The sequence below is a fragment of the Deinococcus soli (ex Cha et al. 2016) genome (assembly GCF_001007995.1).
In the GTDB taxonomy this organism is placed as follows: Bacteria; Deinococcota; Deinococci; order Deinococcales; family Deinococcaceae; genus Deinococcus; species Deinococcus soli.
In genome coordinates this window covers 2705254-2723120 of record NZ_CP011389.1, presented here as the reverse complement: position 1 = coordinate 2723120, position 17867 = coordinate 2705254, and the positions used below count along the sequence as shown (strand labels likewise).

Below are 17867 nucleotides of genomic sequence, written 5' to 3'. Positions count from 1 at the left end.
GGGTCTCCTGTTACTCGTATCTGAGGGAATCGACGGGGTCGAGTTTTGCGGCGCGTGCGGCGGGGTAGTACCCGAAGAACACGCCGACGAGGGCGCTGAACGCGAAGGCGATCAGCATGGGAGGCAGGCTGAAGACGGGGGTGATGTTCAGGGCCTTGCCGCCGAAGGCGAGGGCGACGCCGAGGAGCATGCCGATCACGCCGCCGCCGATGGAGAGCAGGCTGGCTTCCACGAGGAACTGCGTGAGGATGTCGCGGGGCCGGGCGCCCAGGGCCTTGCGCACGCCGATCTCGCGGGTGCGTTCGGTGACCGAGACGAGCATGATGTTCATGATCCCGATGCCGCCGACGAGCAGGCTGATGCCCGCGATCGCGCCGACGAACAGGGTGAGGGTGTTCGTGATGGAGTTCAGGCTGGCGAGGCTGTCCGCCTGGTTCTGCACCTGGAAGTCCAGGCTGTCCGGGTCGCTCAGGTCGTGGCGGGTCATGAGCAGGTCGGTGACGTCGGTCTGTAACTGCGTGAGGTCCTTCGCGTCGGTGGCCTGGAGGTAGACGGTGCTGACGGTGGGTTGCCCCCCGGCGCTGTTCGTGCGGGAGAAGCGTTGCAGGTACGTGCTGAGGGGAATGAGGACCTGGCTGTTGGCGTTCCCGAAGCCGCTGTTGCCCTTGTCGGGCAGGACGCCGCTGACGGTGAAGGTCACGCTGCCCAGCCGGACCTTCTGCCCGAGGGCCTGCTCCGGAGTGGCGCTGCCCTCGGTGCCGTCGCCGAACAGGTCCAGGAGCGTCTGGTGGCCGATCACGGCGACGCGTTTCCTGCCGCTGACGTCCGCGTCGGTGAAGTACGCGCCGGTCTCGACCGGGCTGTTGCGCACGGTTTCATACGCGGGCCAGGTGCCCACGACGCTGACCTGGGCGTTGTTCGGGCCGACCTTGGCCTGCAGGTTGCTGGTCACGCTGGGCGCGACGCCCGCCACGCGGTCCGGGAAGGCGCCCGCCAGCGCCTCGGCGTCCTCGACGGTGATGGTCTGGCGGGGTCCGGCGCGCACGAGGCTCCCGCCGCCCCCGCCCCGGGCGCTCTGCACGGTCAGGAGGTTCGTGCCGAGGCTCTCAAGGTTCTTCGTGACCCCGGCGGTGCTGCCCTGCCCGATGGCGGTCAGCGCGACGACGGCGGCCACGCCGATGATGACGCCCAGCGCGGTCAGGACCGAGCGCAGCGGCGTGCCGACAATGGCGCGCCACGCGATGGTGAACGCGCCGCTCAGGCCGATCCCACCGCGCCGGGGGATGGCGGGGGTCGGGGCGACCGCACCGGTCTGCGGGAGGGGGCCTGCGGTCACGGGTGGCCCCCCAGGCCACGCCGGGGCGTCTGGCGCCGGTCACTCTCGATCAGGCCGTCACGCACGCGGATGACCCGCCCGGCGTACGCGCCGATGTCGTCCTCGTGCGTGACGATCACGACGGTGGTGCCCTCGGCGTGCAGGTCGCTGAACAGGCCCATGACCTCCTCGCTGGTGCGGGTGTCGAGGTTCCCGGTGGGTTCGTCCGCGAGCAGCAGGCGGGGACGTCCGGCCAGCGCGCGGGCGATGGCGACGCGCTGTTTCTGCCCGCCGCTGATCTGGCTGGGGAGGTTGCGGGCCTTGTCGGCCAGCCCCACGCGCGCCAGGACCTGCATGGCCCGCTCGCGCCGCTCGCGGGGCGGCACCCCGGCGTACGTGAGGGGGACCTCGACGTTCTCGACGAGGTTCAGGCGGGGCAGCAGGTGGAACGCCTGGAACACGAAGCCGATCTCCAGGTTGCGGGCGCCGGCGCGTTCGTTCTCGCTCAGTGTGGTGACGTCGCGGCCGCCCAGCCAGTACCCGCCCTCGCTGGGCCGGTCGAGCAGGCCGATGATCTGCATCAGGGTGGTCTTGCCGCTGCCCGACGGTCCCATCAGGGCGACCATCTCGCCCGGCAGGATCTGCACGTCCACGCCCCGGAGCGCCTCGAAGATCACGTCGCCCTGCGCGTACACCTTGCGCACGGCGCGCAGGTCCACGACCGCCGGGGCGAGGCTGGGCGCGGGGACGGCCGGGGTGACCTGCGGCGTGATCACGGCGCGCCTCCGGGGAAGCCGCCGGGCGCGCCGCCGAATCCGCCCTGTCGGCTGTTCTGGCCGCCGCCCTGGCTGCCGGTGCCGGAGGTGCCCGCGCGGCGGGTGGCGCCGGGCACAACGACCTCCTGCCCGGCACTCAGGCCATCCGTGACGATGGTGTTCGTCCCGTCGGTCGCGCCGGTCTCCACGCGGACCCGTTCGGGTTCGGCGCCGGGCGCGGCGGCGGGGGTCTGCACGTAGCTGCGACTCCGCACGGTCTGCACGGCCTTGCTGGGGATCAGGAGGCCCTGGGCCTCGCTCTGGACGATCTCGGCCTCTGCGGTCATGCCAGCGCGCAGCTGTCCATCCGGGTTGGTCAGCTGGACGGTGGCGGTGAACACGCTGATGCCGCTGCTCTGGGTCGCGCCCGGCGAAACGCGCACGACCTTCCCGCTGAAGGTCTGCCCGTCAAAGGCGTCGAGGGTCACGTCGGCGCGCTGCCCGACCTTCACGCCCGCGATCTCGGTCTCGTCGATCTGCACCGGGAGGTTCAGGGTGGTGTCGTCGATCAGGGTCAGGATGCTGGCGCCGCTCGTGACGACGGCGCCCTCGGTGGCGGTGACGGTGCTGACCACGCCGCTCATCGGGGCGTACACCTTCAGGTCGGTGCGGTCCTGCGCGGCGGCGTCCAGGCTGTCCTGCGCCTGCTGCACGGCGAGCGCCTGACTGCGCAGGTTCTGCGCGTCGGTGCTCGCCCCGGTCTGCTGCTGGGTCAGGGCGCTGCTCAGGCTGGCGCGGGCGCTGTCCACGCTCTGCTGCGCCTTGGTGACGGCGGACTGCGCGTCGGCCAGCGCGGAGGCACTGAGCGCCCCGATGGCCGCGAGCTGCCGCTGCCCGCTGAGGGTGCGCTGAGCGTCCGCGAGGCTCTGCTCGGCCTGCGTCACGCTGCTCCGGGCGCTGACGACGCTGCTGGCGCGCTGCGCGGCGCTGCTGGCCTGACTGGCGCGCGCAGCGTCCAGGCTGGCGCGGGCCTTGTCGAGGTTCAGCTGCGCCGACTGGACGTTCTGCTCGACGCTGTCGCTGCTCAGGGTGGTGATCAGCTGCCCCCTGGTGACACGTTCACCCACGGCGGGCACGGCGCCGACGGTGGCGGTCAGGTCCGCGCCGACCGTGCGGGTCTGCGCGGCTTCCAGCGTGCCGGGGCCGCTGACGGAGACGCGCACCACGCCCGGCTGCGCGCGGCTGGTGGTGGTCGTGGCGGTGACGGCAGCGGTCTGCGCGCTGTGGCTGCGGGTGTACAGGACGCCTCCGGTGCCGGCACCGACCAGCAGGAGGCCCCCGAGCACCCACGGCCAGCGGCGGCGCGGCGCGGCGGCACGGGCGGGGCTGGTGGTGGTCACAGCGCGCCCCCGATGCCGGTGAGGTTCTGCCCGGCGGCGACCGACAGCGCCGCGAGGGCCTCGGTGACGTTGTTCTGCGCCTGCAGGCGGCTGTACTGGGCTTTCTTGAGGGTCAGCTGGGTGGCCTGGAGTTCGACGGCGCTGATCGTGCCGCTCCTGAGGCGCGCGCTGTCCTGCGTGTACGTTTTCTGCGCGGCGGCCTCGCGGCTCAGGGCGACCTGCTGGAGTTCGTAGGCGTTCTGCGCGGCCTGGTACGCGCTGGCCAGGGTCTGCCCCGCCGTCTTCTGGGCGCTGTCCTGGCTGCGCTGCGCGTTCGCCAGGGCGGTTTTCGCGTCCTGGAGGGTGCGGGTGGGCGTGAAGTCGTTGTCGGCGAGTTTCACGTTCAGTGTGGCGCTGGCGACGTCGTTCGCGGCGCTGATGAGGCTGCTGAGGGTCCCCAGGCCGCCCTGGAGGGCCGCCAGCGTGGCACTCAGTTTGGGGGCGGTGATGGCGCTGCCCGCGCGGACGCTGCTTCCCAGGCCGGTCAGGGTGCCGAGTTTCGCGGCGGCGAGGTTCAGCTGCGCGCGGGCGTCGGCGAGGGCCTGGGTGCTGGCGGCCAGGGTGTTCTGCGTGTTCGTGACGTCCAGGGTGGTGGCGTTCCCGATGCCGAGCTTCACCTGCGCGACCTGCACGCTCTTGGTGTCCACCTGCACCTGGAGGGTCTGGACCTCCACGTTCTCCTGCGCTTCCAGCAGGGCCGTGTACGCGCTGATGGCACTCTGCAGGGAGCTGAGTTTCGCGGCGCGCAGCCCCGCCTGCGAGAGCTTCTCGGCGTTGCTGGCACTCAGTTTCGCGGCGACCAGGGTGCTGGGGTCGGCCTGCGCGGCGCGGCTGGCCGCCTGGGCCTTGTCGAGGTTCGCCTGGGCGGTCTTGACGTCGCTGCTGCTGTTCAGCGCGGCGGTGACGGCGCTGCCCGCGCTGAGGGCGGTCTGGGCGTGCGCGGCGGGCGCCACGAGCAGGGCGAGGCCCAGGCTGAGGGTGAGGAATCGGGTACGGGTGTGGGTCATTGGGGGCCTCCGGCGGCGTTGAGAAGCTGGGTCAGGCTCAGCTGGGCGGTGATGCGGGCGGACAGCAGGTCCCGCTCCGCCTGCGCGAGGCTGAGCGTGGCGGCGGCGAGGTCGTCGGCGGTGCCGGTCCCGGCGTCCAGGCGGGCCTGGGCGGTCTGCACGGCCAGTTGCGCGGCCTGCACCTGCGCGGCGCGGCTCTGCACGGCGTTCAGGTTGGTCTGCAGCGTCACGTAACGGCTGCGGACGTCGAGTTCGGCGTTCTGCTGCGCCACGGTCAGGGACAGCTGCGCCTGCGTGACGCCCGCCTGAGCGGCACTCAATGCGGCCTGCTGAGCGGGTGAGTACACGACGTACGAGCCGCTGACACTGGCGGTCAGGCGGTTGCTGCCCGTGCCCGCGCGGTCCCCCAGCGGCAGGCTGTAGCTGCCGCCCAGGGTGCCCTGCTTGACGTTCAGCGTGGCGCTGACCGTCCCAGCCGAACCGCCGCCGTAGCCGACGCTGGCGGTCAGGTCGGGCAGGCGGGCGTCGCGCTGGTCGGCCTCCAGGCTCTCCTGCGCGCTCGCCAGGGCATTCTGGGCGCTGATCACGTCGCTGCTGCTCGCGCGGGCGCGGGCGACCAGTGCGGTCAGGTCCGGGAGGGTCAGGATGGCGTCCGGCAAAGTGCTGAAGCTCACGCCGCCCAGCGCGCTGCCCAGCGTGGCGTCCAGCGTGCGGCGGGCGCTGTCCAGGCTGGCCTGCGCCTGCGTCACGCTGTTCTGCGCGGCCTGCACGGCGCTCTGGGCGTTCAGGACCGTCTCGGCGGTGGCGTTCCCGGCGGCCTGCTGCGCCTGCGCGACCGTCAGCTGCCGCTGCCGCAGGTCCAGCGTGCGGCCCGCCAGGGTGATGTCCTGCGTGGCCAGCACCGCCGAGAAGTACGCCTGCGCGACGTTCAGCCGGGTGCTCAGGTTCGCGTCGCGCAGGGTCGCCTGCGCCAGCGCGAGGCTGCGTTCGGACGCCCGCAGGCTGCTCTGCCCGCTCGACCAGGGCAGCAGGCCCAGGCTGACGTTCGCGCCCGCCGTGCCGGACAGGCTGCTGCTCACGGCGGTCGTGGTGCCGTTCACGGTGGTCGTCGTCGGCCCGGCGTAGCTGGCACTTCCATTGACACTGACGGTCAGGCCCAGCGCGGCGCGCGCCGCCTGGAGGTTCTGCTGCGCAACCTGCACGCTCAGCGCGGCGCGGGTGACGCTGGGCGCCTGGGCCAGCTGCGCGTACGCCTGCTCCAGGGTGAGGTCGGGGGGCGCGGCGGTCTGGGCGTGCGTGACGCCGAGCACTAGGGCCAGCGTGAGCAGGTGGGGCGATGGGGAGCGTTTCATGGAGCCCAGCGTGCGCGTGGGCGGTCAAGACTCTGCGCAGCCCGCGTGAAGATTTGTCGAAGATGGGTTTCTCCGCGCCAGGAGGGCATTCGAGCCGATCTCAGCGGGCTCTGCGCCGCTGAGCGCGTTCGCGCGCCCTTCACGCAATTCACGTACGCTTAAGGCATGAGCGCCCTGATCCTGATCGTCGAGGACGAACCGCAGCTGGCGGAGGTCCTGGAGGCGTACGCCCGCCAGGAGGGCTACCGCACCGAGCGCGCCGCGGACGGGAACGCCGCCCTGAGCGTGTACCGCGCCGCCAGCCCGGACCTGATCCTGCTCGACGTGATGCTGCCGGGCCGCAGCGGCCTGGACGTCCTGAAGACGGTGCGGGCCGAGAGCGGCACGCCCGTGATTCTCGTGACGGCCCGCGCCGAGGAGACCGACCAGATCGTGGGACTGGAGCTCGGCGCGGACGATTACGTCGTCAAGCCGTTCCGCCCGCGCGAGGTGATGGCGCGCGTGAAGGCCGTGCTGCGCCGCGCGACCGCCCTGCTGGACGACGCGGAGCGGCCCCTGCGGGTCGGGCCGCTGGAGGTGGACCGCCGCGCGGTCGTGGCGCGCGTGCACGGCGAGGCCCTGAGTCTTACACCCGCCGAGTTCCGCCTGCTGTCGCAGCTGGCCGAGGCCCCGGGCCGCGCGTACACCCGCGAGGAGCTGCTCGCGGCGGCCCTGCCGGACAGTGACGCGCTGGAACGGGTGGTGGACGCCCACCTCGCCAGCGTGCGCCGCAAACTGGACGCCGCGCGCGCCGGCGGACTGCTGCACACGGTGCGGGGCGTCGGCTACCGCCTGGAGGCCGCCGGATGAGTCCCCGCCCGCCGGGACTGCGGCGCGGGCAGCCGCTGGCCGTGACGCTGCTCCTGGCCATGCTGCTGGTGGTGGGCGTGGCGGTGGGCAGCACCTTCTACTTCTCGAATCTGGTCGTCAAACGCGAGTTCGAGCGGCTGCCCAGCGGCGTGCGGCAACTGCTGCGCGAGCAGCAGGCGGCGGCGCTGCGCGGCGAACTGATCGCCCCGACCCCCCCGCTGCCCGTGATCCGCACCGGCAGCGCCGCCGACGCGTACCTGGACCCCTTCGAGAGCAGTCTGGATGTCAGCGGCGTGGTGAAACAGGCCAGCGGGGACGACGCGGTCGTCACGAACGGCAAGCGGCCCCGCAACCTGTGGGTCAGCGACGGGAAACCGCCGCCCCGCAGCCGCGCGCAGGACTTCCTGCGCGACGTGCAGCGCAGCCTGCTCCAGGTGGGCGTGGTGGCGGCGGCCGTGTCGGCACTGCTGGCGTTCCTGATCTCGCGGCGGGTGGCGCGCCCCGTCTCGGCGGTGTCGGGCGCGGCGGCGCGGCTGGCCAGTGGGGATCTGAGTGCGCGCGCGCCCGTGCTGGGCGGCGAGCGGGAGATCGCGGCGCTGGCGCACTCCTTCAACGACATGGCCGAGAACCTCCAGGCGCTCGAACGCGAGCGGCAGCAGGCGGTCGCGGACATCGCGCACGAACTGCGCACCCCGATCGCCGTGATCCAGGCCCGCCTGGACGCCCTGGAGGACGGCGTGTACCCGCTGACCACCGAGCAGATCGCGCTGCTGAGCACGCAGACGCAGCTGCTCACGCGGCTGGTGGGTGACCTGCGCACCCTGACCCTCGCGGACGCCGGGCGGCTGGCGCTGGACCCGCGTCCCCTCGACCTGGGCGCGCTGGGGCAGGAGGTGGTGCAGGCGCTCCAGGACCGCGCGGCCGCCCTGGGCCTGACACTGGGCGTGCAGGCTGAACCGGCCCTCACGCACGCCGACCGGGACCGGGTGCGGCAGATCACCACGAACCTCGTGGACAACGCCCTGCGCCACGCCCGCAGCCGCGTGCAGGTCCGCGTGGAGGCGCGCGGCGAGCAGGTCGTCCTGCACGTCGAGGACGACGGCCCCGGCATCCCCGAGGGCAGCCGCGAGGCGGTCTTCACCCGCTTCACCCGCCTGGACGCCAGCCGCTCCCGCGACACCGGTGGCAGCGGCCTGGGTCTCGCCATCGTGCGCGCCCTGGCCGCCGCGCACGGGGGGCAGGCAGCGCTGGCGGCCTCGAAAGGTCTGGGCGGCGCGCATTTCACGGTAACGCTGCCCGGCGCCCTGGGCTGATCAGAGGGGTGGTCACCTGCGGCCGGGTGAGGTGCGGCGCTCGCTTATGCTGCGGGCATGTCCCCCCTGACCGAGCTGCTGCTCGTGGGTCTGCTGGTCGTCCTGCTCGTGCGCAGCGTCCGCCTCGAACGCAGGTTGAATGACGTGCGTCGCCAGGTGGACGCCCTGACCCGCTCCGCGCCACCTGCTGCGCCGCCGCGGCGTCCGGCTGCCCCCCCGACCGCGGCTGAACCGGCCATCGAGCCGGAACGGGGGTGGCGGACCACCGCAGCACCAGCAGCCGTGGTGGCCCCATCCACCTGGCCGGACGAGGCGCAGCCGCAGCCAGTGCGGCGGCGCTGGATGCCTGACCTGGACCTGGGCGCACCGGAGTTCAGCCGGGCGCGCATGAGCGTGATCGGCGGTGGGCTGGTCATCGGGGGGCTGGCGTGGACACTGCGGGCGCTGTCCCTGCCGGGCTGGACGACGCTGGTGGCGGTGTACGCGTTCGCGGCGCTGCTGTGGTGGACGGCGCGGGGCGTACCGCAGCCGGTGGCGGGCGCGCTGCGCGGGCTGGCATACGCCTCGGGCGCGCTGGGGCTGGGCGGCCTGGCGCAGCACCTGGGCCCCTCGGGGCCGGGGGTGGTCATGGCGGGCCTGCTGGTCCTGTCAGGGCTGATGGCGGTGCGGAGCCTGCGGACCGGTGAGCCGCTGCTGGCCGCGATGGCCGGGGCGGGCGCGGCCGTGTCGAGCTGGATGCTGGGTGACGATCTGGGCGTCTGGTCGCCGCTGGTGATGGGGGTCACGGGACTGATTCCCGCGCTGGCCGTCCCGGCGCTGCTGCGCGCCCTGCGCGGCGGGGACGCCCTGACGGGCGCGGAGGCTCCGGCCGGGCTGCCGCGCGAGTCGAGTCTGGTGCTGACCGTGCTGGTCGCTGCGGCGCTGCCCGCCGGGCACCTGCTGGCGGCGCTGGGACACGTCCCGGGCACGCTCCCGGTGCCGGGCGTGCTGGCGGCGCTGCACCTGACCGGGTGGGGCGCGTGGGCGTGGGTGGCGGGCACGCTGCTGGCCTGCGGGACGGCGGCGGCCCTGTTGCGCGGCGCGGCGACCCTGCCGCCCCGGGCCGCGTCGGATGACCGGCCCGCCTACCTGGAACTGGGCGTGGCGTCTGCCCTGGCGGCCGCTGTGCCCCTGCTGGCGGCGGCGGGTGCGCTGGGCGTGGGGGTTCAGCTGGACCAGAGCGGATCGCTGGCAGCCCTGCTGCTGCTCGCGGTGGGGGGCGCGGCCCTGGGTGCCTGGGGGTGGCGCACGCAGCAGCGCGAGGGGGCGGCGGGCCGCACGCCGGGCGCGGAACTGGCGGGTGCCGTGGCGGGCGGCGCGACGGCAGGCACGGCCACGCTGCTGGGTTCGGCGCTGTTGGGTCTGCTGGGGGCGCGCAGTCGCCCGCTTGGTTACCTGGGGCTGGGGGTCGCGCTGGCCGGGGTGGGCCTCGCGGCCCGCAGCCGCACCTGGGTGCGAATAGGCGGGGCTCTGACTGGCCTGAGTGCCCTGGTGGCCGTGACCGTGACGTTGAGAAGTGGGACAGCGCCGGCGCTGGTGTGGGGCACGGCGGCGGCGCTGCTCGGGGCCTGGGTCGCCGCGGCCCGCGTGTCCCGGCGGGGCTGGCGACCGGAAGCGCAGGCGCAGTCCGCAGCGCTGGGTGTCGCGGCCACCGTGTTCGGGCTGGGTGGCCTACTGGAGGCCGCGGGCGTGGCCCTGCTGCTCGGTGCGTCGCTGTGGGCCGAGGGGACCCTGAGGCGCCGGGTGGGCGCGCCGCTGGAGCCGCTGCGGGCGGGTGCGCAGGTGGCGGTCACCGGGACGTCGATCCTCCTGGCGGTGTGGGGGATGTTCCGTGCGCTGCCCGCCGGTCCGGTCAGCCTGACGGCGCTGCTGCTGGCCCTGCTGGGCAGCGTGCTGGCGCTGCTGGCGTCGCGGGTCAATTCCGCTGCGCGGAGGGTGGCGCGGCGCACGACGCCTCAGGGGGTAGGCGGTGCGGACGCTCCGGCACCGGCGGCGTCGTTCCCGGCGCTCCCGGCCGCTCCGGCGTCGCAGTTTGCCGCCTGTCTCGCGGTGGCTTCCCTGCTCGCCGCGCTGGGCGTGTGGACCGGCATCGACCGGGCTTCGAGCGTGGGGCTGGCTGCTGCGGCCCTCGCGCTCATCGGGCACCGCCTGGCGCTGCGGCGCGCGGATGTCGTATCGACGGCCGCTCTGCTGGTGGGGGCGGGGGTCGTCTCCCTGACTCTGGCGAGCGAGGTCCTGACCCGCGCCGCGTCCCCCTGGCTGGCGTGGCGGGCGGACGGCACCGCCGACCGGTGGGCGCTGCCCTGTGCGGCGCTGGCGCTGCTGGGCGCGTGGGCGCTGCTGCACACACCGACCGGTCGCCGCCTGTGGACCCACTGGACCCCGCTGGCCGCGTCGCTGCCACCCATGCCTGCGCGCATCTGGCGCGCGCCGCTGATCGCGGGGGGTCTGGCGCTGGCGATCAGCACCCTGTGGCTGACGCTGTCGCCCCGACTGGCCGTGATGCTGGATGGTCCGCTGGGCACGCTGGGCAGCGTGGGCGCGCTGATCACCGGGGTGCTGGTCGCCCTGGGCGCGTGGCGCTGGGGGGGCGTGGGCCGGGGTGGGGCGCGGCCCCTGTGGGACATGGGGGTCGGGATCGGCGCGGCGGCAGGCGTGAAGGCTGCGCTGCTCGACGCCCGCCTGTACGACCTGCCGCACGTCGCGACGGGCCTCGCGGTGCTCGTGACCGGACTGGCACTGCTCCTGCTGGCCGTACGTGCGCCCCGCCCGGATGGCACCGTCGGGCAGGACGGTCAGGAGGAGGACAGTGGCGCACGGCGCGTGACGCAGCCGGTGGTGCCGGGGGGCACAGGCGCTCCCACCTGAGCGTCAGCAGCCCCGGACCCGAGCGGGTGGGTCCGGGGCTGCGGTGGCGTGTCAGGTGCGGGGCTTCAGTGCCGGGATGCGCAGACCGCCGCGACCGTCCCAGCCCTTGAAGGCGTAGAAGCGCCCCGGTTCCCCGGTAAGCAGGTAGTCGCTCAGGGGCTCGCGCATGGGGGGCGCCTCGATCTTCTCCAGTGCCTCCTCGACAGTGCAGAAGCGCGCCTCCACGATGAAGCCGTCGGGGTCGGCGGGGTTCAGGAGGCCGTCCCAGGTGGCCTCGAACGCCACGGCGATGGCGCGTTCGCCGCGGCGTTCGTCCTCGATGTGCACGGTGTACGCCATGTGCCTGATGCCCGTCAGCTTCAGGCCGGTTTCCTCGTAGATCTCACGGTAGAGCGCCTCGGGGAGGGTCTCGCCGGGTTCGACCACGCCGCCCGGGAGGGTGTGGCGCACGCGCCCGTGGCCCTGCCAGTCGTTGCCGACGAGCAGCACGCGGCCGAAGCGGTCGCGGAGGATCCCGGCGGCGACGAGGAGGTCACGCCGCGCCATGCTGGCCCTCCTCGCCCATCTGGAGGAGTTGCAGTTCGCGCTGCGCGCGGGCGAGGTTCGCCACGACCGGTCCCAGCGCGCCCGCGATGACGCTGTCGAGGGGATGGTTCTTGCCCTCCCCTTCCAGGCGGTGGTCGGTCACGCGGTTCTGGGGGTAGTTGTACGTGCGGATCTTCTCGCTGCGGTCGCCGCTGCCGACCTGCGCGGCGCGGTCGCTGCGTTCGCGTTCCTCCCGCGCGATCCGTTCGCGTTCCGCAAGGCGCGCGGCGAGGACCTGCAGGGCCTTCTCGCGGTTCTTGATCTGCGAGCGGCCGTCCTGGCACACGACCATGATCTCGTCGGGCGTGCCCGCGCGGTACACGGCGCGCACGGCGGAGTCGGTGGTGTTCACGCCCTGCCCGCCCGCACCCTGCGAGCGGAACACGTCAATGCGCACCTCGGACAGGTCGAGCTGTACCTCCTCGGTGTCGGCCACGGGCAGCACGGCCACCGTGACGGTACTCGTGTGGATACGGCCCTGGCTCTCGGTGGCGGGGACGCGCTGCACGCGGTGCACGCCGCGCTCCCATCTGAACGCGCGGAATGCGCCGTCGCCCGTGATCTCGGCGACGACCTTGCTCGCGCCGCCCAGGTCGCTCTCGCTGGCGTCCAGGACGGTCACCTTCAGGCCCAGCCCCTCGGCGTAGCGGGTGTACATGCGCAGCAGATCCATCACGAACAGCCCGGCCTCGGCGCCGCCCGCCCCGGCGCGCAGTTCCAGGATCACGTCCTTGGTGTCGTCCGGGTCGGTGGGCAGCAGCAGCACGACGAGGTCCGACTCGATCTCGGCCAGCCGCGCCTCCAGGGCCTGCACTTCCCCGGCGGCCAGTTCGCGCATGTCCGGGTCGGTCAGGAGTTCGCGCGCGCCGGTCAGGTCCGCCTCCAGCCCGTCGCGTTCGCGCAGCAGGGTCACGAGGGGCAGGAGTTCGCGGTGACGGCGGGTCAGGCGGGCGTACTCGCGCGGGTCGGCCAGAGCGGCCGGGTCGCCCAGCGCCCGCTCAACCTTCCCGAATTCCGCCGCGAGTTCATCGAGGCGGCTCATGCGTTGCCCGCCAGGATGCGGCGCGCCGCGCGCTGGCCGAGCGGAGCGAGCCGGGCCGGGCCGCGCGCCGGGCGCGGGTCAGGGCGGCTCACGGGGCGGGGGAGCGCCCGCGTGCTCGGCACGGCGGACGGCTGTGGGCAGACAGGGTGGACACGGGCATCATGAGCGCAGTCTAGCGCCCGCCTGTGAGCGGCTGTGGACACGTTCCCCTGACGCGGCCCTCACAGTGGGGCTGCCGGGTGTCAGGTGTCCATGCGGTCCTACCTGACACCCGGCAGCCTCTCCCCCACCGGGGACGCGTCTAATCCAGGGGTCCGGACGCGGGGGGCGGGGGCGCTACAGTCGGGCGCATGAGAACCGTGACCGTGGGCGTGCTGGGCTGTGGGACCGTGGGGCAGGACGTCCTGAACCTGATTTGGAGGCGCGAGGCGATCTTCGCCGATCTGGGCGTGCGGATCGAGGTGGCGGGCGTGCTCGTCCGGGACACCTCGCGCCCGCGCGCCTGCCCGCCCGGCACGCCCCTGACGACCGACCCCGGCTTCCTGCAGGAGTGCGGCGTGGTGATCGAGGCGATGGGCGGCGTGGAGCACCCCATGAGCCTGCTGCGCCCGCACCTGCGTTCGGGCCGCCCGGTGATCACGGCGAACAAGGCGCTGCTGGCCGAGAAGTGGGATGAGCTGCGTGACTACGCGCTGGACGGCAAGCTGTACTACGAGGCGTCCGTGATGGCCGGAACGCCCGTGATCGGCCCGATGAGTACCGTGCTGCGCGCCAGCACCTTCCAGCGCCTTCAGGCGGTGCTGAACGGCACGTGCCTGTACATCGTCACGCAGATGGAACAGGGCAAGGAGTACGCGCAGGCCCTGGCGGAGGCGCAGGCGCTGGGGTACGCGGAGGACCCGCCCACCCTGGACGTCGGGGGCTTCGACACGGCACACAAACTGACGGTCCTGGCGCGCTTCTGCGCGGACGGCAACTTCCCGTACGACCGCGTGCAGGTGCAGGGCATTGAGGGCCTGACCCTCGCGGACGTGCAGGCGGCGCGCGCGCGTGGCGAGCGCATCAAACTGGTGGCGGAACTCGAGCGCGTGAATGGCGAGTGGCAGGCCCGCGTCTCCCCGCAGTCCCTCCCCGAGGATCACCCGCTGTGCAACGCCGGGGCCAGCCGCAACGCCATGGTGTACGAGGGCGAGGAGTGCGGCACCCTGGTCTTCGCGGGGGGCGGCGCGGGCGGCATGGTCACCGCGAGCGCCATGGTCGGCGACCTGCTCGACTGGGTGATCGGCTTCCCCGGGCACGTGCCGCTGCACTGAATTCTGGGTTGTGGGGCGCGGGAAGTGGGAACAGCAGAAACAGGGAGCGTCGGCACTGGCCTTCGCTCCCCGCTGTTCTGTCTGGTGGCTTCAGCGTGGGCGGGTCAGGCGACCGACCCACGGCCTACTCTCCACTTCCCCGTTCACTCCTCGTCGCGGTCGTCCTCATCGTCGTCGAGTTCCACGTCGTCCAGGTCCTGGTCGTCGGCCCAGTCCTTGACGACGTTCGTGCGGCGCAGGTCGTCGCGGGGCGCGGCGAGGCGGGCCTGTTCGCGGTCCTCGCCGCTCATGACGCCCTGCGCGCGGCCCAGGACGGGCTGGTCGGCGGCGGTCGCGCCGTAGCGTTCGGCGAGGTACGCGGCGACCCACGCGCCGAAGTACCACAGGGCCAGCTGCGCGGGGTAGCCGACCGCGCCGCCTGGGTAGGGCACGTGGATGATCTCGTCGATGCGGGATTCGAGCACCTCGCGCGCCAGCAGGAGGGTGTCGTCGGCGTCCCCGAGGATCACGGCGACCTTGGCGTCGCCCTTCTCGTGCTGCGCCTCGAACGCGCCGGTCACCAGGGGCAGGGGGTCGCCGATCAGGGGGACGCTGAGGGTCTTGCCGATGCGGGCCAGCAGCTGCTGCCACGCGTGCGGCAGGGCGTCCGCGTCGGGCGCGGCGAGCAGCAGCGGGAGGCGGCCCCACAGGCTCCAGGCGAGGTCCCGGGCGGGGTTGTTCTCCGTGACGTGCGGGGCGCAGCGGGCGGCGAGGTCGGCGATCAGGGCGTCGGCGGCCTGGGCGTCCTCGCTGTGGCCGGTGGCGTGGGCGACGTACTGCGCGAAGTGGTACGTGGCGAGCGGCCCGCCGGGGACCAGGGTGTCGATCTCCTCGGGGGTGCCGCCGGTGGCGACGCGGCGCACCTGCGCGCCGGCGACGCTGGCGAGGTCGGCGTAGTCGGTGGCCAGGGCGGCGGCGTCGGGGCTGCTCAGGACGAACTGGGTGCCGCTGCGGGTGAGGCTGCTCGCGACGAGCGTCTGCGCGAGGTGCGCCGCGAGGGTACCCTCGCCGCTGCCGACGAGGCCGTAGGGGCCGTCCTCGGGGCGGGTGGGGCCGCTGTAGCTGCCGGGCAGCGTTTCAAGCAGGGTCAGGAGGTGGGTGCTCATGCGCTTCAGGGTACAGGCTCTGGGCGTGGTCCGGGGTGACGCACACCGGCCAAAAGGGCTGAAAAGTGCGTCAGGCACGCAATCTTTTTCTTCACGTCCACTTAATTTTGCGTGCTAGAATCCGGCGCGTGCGCATCCAGACAACTGCCAGGGACGTCCGCGTCCTGAACGCAAAACACCACCCCGGTGGGGTGGCGTTCAGTGTGTGGTGCACTCGACTGGACTCGAACCAGTGGCCTTTGGCTCCGGAGGCCAACGCTCTATCCACCTGAGCTACGAGTGCATAGCTCGCGTAACCTAGCACTTCGCATGAAGGAGATCAAGTGAACAAGAAGAAACTCGTGAACGTCCTGATGGGCGTCCTGGCCCTGCTGCTCGTGGTCGGCATGGCCTACCAGTTCACCCCGAACCTGGGCGACCTGTTTAACAAGCAGACCGGCACGCCCGCCCTGACCGTGAACGGCACGACCGTCACCGTCGAGCAGCTCGAAGCCGCCAGACGGCAGAATCCGGTGTTGAGCAGCACCGACACCGGCGTGCTCGGCGACGACTTCAAGACGTACGTGGTCGCGCAGCAGGTCGACCAGACGCTCGTGTCGAACGCCGTGAAGGACATCAAGGTCAGTCGCAGCGACGTGGACGCCAAAGTCAAGGAAGTCCGCGCGCAGAACAACCTGACCGACAACAAGGCCTGGACGGACGCGCTGCAGGGCGTGGGCCTGACCGACAGCGACTACCGCAAGCAGGTGCGCCAGAGCCTCGCCATCGAACGCAAGGTGGACGAGATCAAGAAGGCCGTCCCCGCCGCGACCGACGCGGAACTCCAGGCGTACTACGACCTGAACCAGGAGAAGTACCAGACGGACGCGCGCATCCAGGGCCGTCAGATCGTCGTGGCCGACAAGGCCAAGGCCGCGGACCTCCTGAAGCAGCTCCAGGGTGGCGCGGACTTCGCGCAGCTCGCGGGGGCCAACAGCACCGAGTTCAAGGACCGGGGCGGCGCCCTGGGCCCCATCGAGAACGGCGTGCCGCGCCCGGTGGCGCAGGTGGCGCTGCCCAGCGAGGTCGGCGCGGCCGCCTTCGCCCTGAAGGACGGCGGCCTGACGGACGTCGTGGAAAGCGGCGGGAAGTTCTACATCGTGAAAGTCGAGAAGTACCTCGCGCCGAGCGCCAAGCCCTTCGCCGAGGCCAAGAGCGACGTCGCGACGGCCGTGAACGAGAGCAAGAAGAACGCCGCCGTGGAAGCCTGGGTCGAGGGTCTGCGCAAGGACGCCAAGATCGAGTTCAAGGACCTGAACTGGAAGGTCGAGGACCCCACCGTCGCCACCGTCGCCGGGCAGAACGTCCGCTACTCGCAGGTGATCGAGCAGGTCGTGCAGAACCAGCAGTTCGGCAGCCTGCTCCAGCAGGTGCCTGCCGAGCAGGCCTCGCAGCTCGTGAACGGCATGCTGAAACCGCAGGTCGTGCAGCAGATCATCCAGGGGTACGCGGCGCCCACCATCGCCGAGCGCCTGAACTTGAACCTCGTCGGCACCCGCCAGGAGATCGCGCAGGGCGTCGCCGCGTACGGCGCGCGGAACGCGAAGGTCACCGACGCGGACCTGCAGGCGTACTACGCCGAGAACAAGGCCCAGTTCGAATCGCCCGCCAGCGCGGCGGTCAGCGAGGCCAGCTTCAAGGATCAGGCCAAGGCCGTGGCCTTCCGCAGCAGCTACACCCGTGGGGACTTCGTCTCGGCGGCCAGCAAGGCCGGCGGCACCGTCAGCGAGCGCGGCACCGTCACCGCCGGGGACGGCAAGCTGAGTGAGGAGCTGAACGCCGCCGTGTTCGCCGCGAAGTCCCTCAAGGACGCCGCCGACGGCAGCCTGAGCGACGTCGTGAAGGTCGGCGACCGCTACTCGGTGCTGTACGTCACCGACCTGAAGCCCGCCGAGACCCGGAGCTTCGCCGAGGTGCGCGACCAGATTGAGCCGGTCGTGCTGGGCCAGAAGAAGAGCAGCGAGGGCCAGACCTTCCTGGACGCCCAGGTGAAGACCCTCAAGCCCACCGACAACCTGAAGACCGTGCTGGCCGCGCAGGAGAAGCGCGTGGCCGCCGCGGCGCCCAAGACGCCCGCCACGCCCGCCAAGGACAGCACCGACGGCCAGACGGACGGCGCGGCAACCGACCCCACGACGGACGGCAGCGCCACCAGCGCCCCCCCCGCCGACAAGTAAGCCTCACCGCCCTGCTCCGCCCCGGTCACCCAGGTGACGGGGCGGTTTCTCATGACCAGACGGATTCCGTTTGTTTCGCCGACCATCCGGAACTTCACCGGATTGCCAGCTCCACGTCCGGAACCCGTTTCTCTCCTGCTCGCTCCGCTCGGATTGAGCGGGTTCTGCACCCCATTCAATCGGAGTCCGTATTAGACGCGGGCGCGCAGGCCCAGCAGCAATCCCGCCGTGAACGCCCCGGCGAAGGGCAGGTTCGCGGTGAGCAGGCGGGTCAGCCACGCGCCGCCGTTCTCGCGGCCCTGCGCCAGCCACGGCCCGGCCAGCGCCTGCACGCGCAACCAGTTCACGCTGACCAGATCGAAATACGCCAGCACCTGCAACGTGATGACCAGTACGCCCAGCCCCACCAGCGCCCAGCGCCCGATGTGCTTCAGCGCGACGCCCGTCGCGAAGCCCAGCAGCGCGCCGACGCTCAGGTCGGGCAGCAGGGATTTCAGGGCGTCCGCGAAGCCCGCCGGGGCGGGCGCCGTACTGGCCAGCAGACTGAGGAGTGAACCGGTGGCGCTCAAGGTGCGCGCATCCTAGCGTGTGGGCGGGGGGCCGACTGCGCTGAAAGGCGGACGGCACGG

14 protein-coding genes and 1 tRNA gene are annotated in these 17867 nt (G+C 72.6%); 5 read left to right on the top strand and 10 right to left on the bottom strand.

Translation table 11 applies throughout. From position 1 onward, the window contains the following. Window positions 1-10: 10 nt before the first annotated feature. From SY84_RS13230 to SY84_RS13210, 5 genes are read right to left on the bottom strand one after another with little or no spacing between them, the layout of a single operon-like run. Window positions 11-1336, bottom strand: coding sequence for an ABC transporter permease (locus SY84_RS13230; RefSeq protein WP_157882988.1), 1326 nt, complete (start codon window positions 1334-1336; stop codon window positions 11-13). Next, entirely contained in the window at window positions 1333-2091 is a 759-nt protein-coding gene (locus tag SY84_RS13225) for an ABC transporter ATP-binding protein (RefSeq protein ID WP_328512058.1), read from the bottom strand. The genes SY84_RS13230 and SY84_RS13225 overlap by 4 nt, the downstream gene beginning before the upstream one ends. After that, entirely contained in the window at window positions 2088-3470 is a 1383-nt protein-coding gene (locus SY84_RS13220) for an efflux RND transporter periplasmic adaptor subunit (RefSeq protein ID WP_046844397.1), read from the bottom strand. The genes SY84_RS13225 and SY84_RS13220 overlap by 4 nt, the downstream gene beginning before the upstream one ends. Next, the gene (locus tag SY84_RS13215; protein ID WP_046844396.1) at window positions 3467-4516 is read right to left on the bottom strand and encodes a TolC family protein; all 1050 of its coding nucleotides are present in this window, start codon (window positions 4514-4516) and stop codon (window positions 3467-3469) included. Before SY84_RS13215 ends, SY84_RS13220 begins: the two co-directional genes overlap by 4 nt. Continuing rightward, window positions 4513-5868 (bottom strand): TolC family protein, encoded by a 1356-nt coding sequence (locus tag SY84_RS13210; protein ID WP_046844395.1) that lies wholly within the window; start codon window positions 5866-5868, stop codon window positions 4513-4515. The genes SY84_RS13215 and SY84_RS13210 overlap by 4 nt, the downstream gene beginning before the upstream one ends. 165 nt (window positions 5869-6033) lie before the next feature. Here SY84_RS13210 and SY84_RS13205 point away from each other — a divergent pair, with 165 nt between their 5' ends. The 3 genes from SY84_RS13205 to SY84_RS16675 are packed head-to-tail and all read left to right on the top strand — an operon-like array spanning window position 6034 to window position 10937. After that, window positions 6034-6717: a response regulator transcription factor gene (locus SY84_RS13205; protein ID WP_046844394.1), complete on the top strand. Its 684-nt coding sequence runs from the start codon at window positions 6034-6036 to the stop codon at window positions 6715-6717. After that, window positions 6714-8030, top strand: a complete 1317-nt coding sequence (locus tag SY84_RS13200) for a sensor histidine kinase (RefSeq protein WP_046844393.1) — start codon at window positions 6714-6716, stop codon at window positions 8028-8030. The genes SY84_RS13205 and SY84_RS13200 overlap by 4 nt, the downstream gene beginning before the upstream one ends. A gap of 57 nt (window positions 8031-8087) precedes the next feature. Then, complete coding sequence (locus SY84_RS16675) at window positions 8088-10937, top strand: hypothetical protein (protein ID WP_046844392.1); 2850 nt, start codon at window positions 8088-8090, stop codon at window positions 10935-10937. 51 nt (window positions 10938-10988) lie between these two features. Here SY84_RS16675 and SY84_RS13190 read toward each other — a convergent pair whose 3' ends face one another. Next, window positions 10989-11483: an NUDIX hydrolase gene (locus SY84_RS13190; protein WP_046844391.1), complete on the bottom strand. Its 495-nt coding sequence runs from the start codon at window positions 11481-11483 to the stop codon at window positions 10989-10991. Further along, window positions 11470-12564 (bottom strand): peptide chain release factor 1, encoded by a 1095-nt coding sequence (gene prfA, locus SY84_RS13185; RefSeq protein WP_046844390.1) that lies wholly within the window; start codon window positions 12562-12564, stop codon window positions 11470-11472. The genes SY84_RS13190 and prfA overlap by 14 nt, the downstream gene beginning before the upstream one ends. Before the next feature lie 350 nt (window positions 12565-12914). Between prfA and SY84_RS13180 the strand changes: the two genes are divergently transcribed. Continuing rightward, complete coding sequence (locus SY84_RS13180) at window positions 12915-13877, top strand: homoserine dehydrogenase (RefSeq protein ID WP_046844389.1); 963 nt, start codon at window positions 12915-12917, stop codon at window positions 13875-13877. A gap of 143 nt (window positions 13878-14020) precedes the next feature. Here SY84_RS13180 and SY84_RS13175 read toward each other — a convergent pair whose 3' ends face one another. Together SY84_RS13175 and SY84_RS13170 are read right to left on the bottom strand one after the other, a co-directional pair. Then, a complete protein-coding gene (locus SY84_RS13175) occupies window positions 14021-15022 on the bottom strand; it encodes an SIS domain-containing protein (RefSeq protein ID WP_046844388.1) in 1002 nt (333 codons plus the stop codon). Between the two features lie 206 nt (window positions 15023-15228). After that, window positions 15229-15305 (bottom strand) — tRNA-Arg (locus SY84_RS13170). Between the two features lie 40 nt (window positions 15306-15345). On the opposite strand from SY84_RS13170, the gene SY84_RS13165 reads away from it, so the two are divergent. Continuing rightward, window positions 15346-17238, top strand: a complete 1893-nt coding sequence (locus tag SY84_RS13165) for a peptidylprolyl isomerase (RefSeq protein WP_046844387.1) — start codon at window positions 15346-15348, stop codon at window positions 17236-17238. Window positions 17239-17429: 191 nt separating this feature from the next. On the opposite strand, the gene SY84_RS13160 is transcribed toward SY84_RS13165, so the two are convergent. Beyond that, window positions 17430-17807 (bottom strand): FUN14 domain-containing protein, encoded by a 378-nt coding sequence (locus SY84_RS13160; RefSeq protein ID WP_419177405.1) that lies wholly within the window; start codon window positions 17805-17807, stop codon window positions 17430-17432. Between the last annotated feature and the right edge of the window lie 60 nt (window positions 17808-17867).

Bases quoted from the DNA above. Each gene is read 5' to 3' on its own strand.
- prfA (WP_046844390.1), bottom strand. From the start codon at position 12,564: ATGAGCCGCCTCGATGAACTCGCGGCGGAATTCGGGAAGGTTGAGCGG.
- SY84_RS16675 (WP_046844392.1), top strand. From the start codon at position 8,088: ATGTCCCCCCTGACCGAGCTGCTGCTCGTGGGTCTGCTGGTCGTCCTG.
- SY84_RS13175 (WP_046844388.1), bottom strand. From the start codon at position 15,022: ATGAGCACCCACCTCCTGACCCTGCTTGAAACGCTGCCCGGCAGCTAC.
- SY84_RS13215 (WP_046844396.1), bottom strand. From the start codon at position 4,516: ATGACCCACACCCGTACCCGATTCCTCACCCTCAGCCTGGGCCTCGCC.
- SY84_RS13200 (WP_046844393.1), top strand. From the start codon at position 6,714: ATGAGTCCCCGCCCGCCGGGACTGCGGCGCGGGCAGCCGCTGGCCGTG.
- SY84_RS13210 (WP_046844395.1), bottom strand. From the start codon at position 5,868: ATGAAACGCTCCCCATCGCCCCACCTGCTCACGCTGGCCCTAGTGCTC.
- SY84_RS13180 (WP_046844389.1), top strand. From the start codon at position 12,915: ATGAGAACCGTGACCGTGGGCGTGCTGGGCTGTGGGACCGTGGGGCAG.
- SY84_RS13205 (WP_046844394.1), top strand. From the start codon at position 6,034: ATGAGCGCCCTGATCCTGATCGTCGAGGACGAACCGCAGCTGGCGGAG.
- SY84_RS13190 (WP_046844391.1), bottom strand. From the start codon at position 11,483: ATGGCGCGGCGTGACCTCCTCGTCGCCGCCGGGATCCTCCGCGACCGC.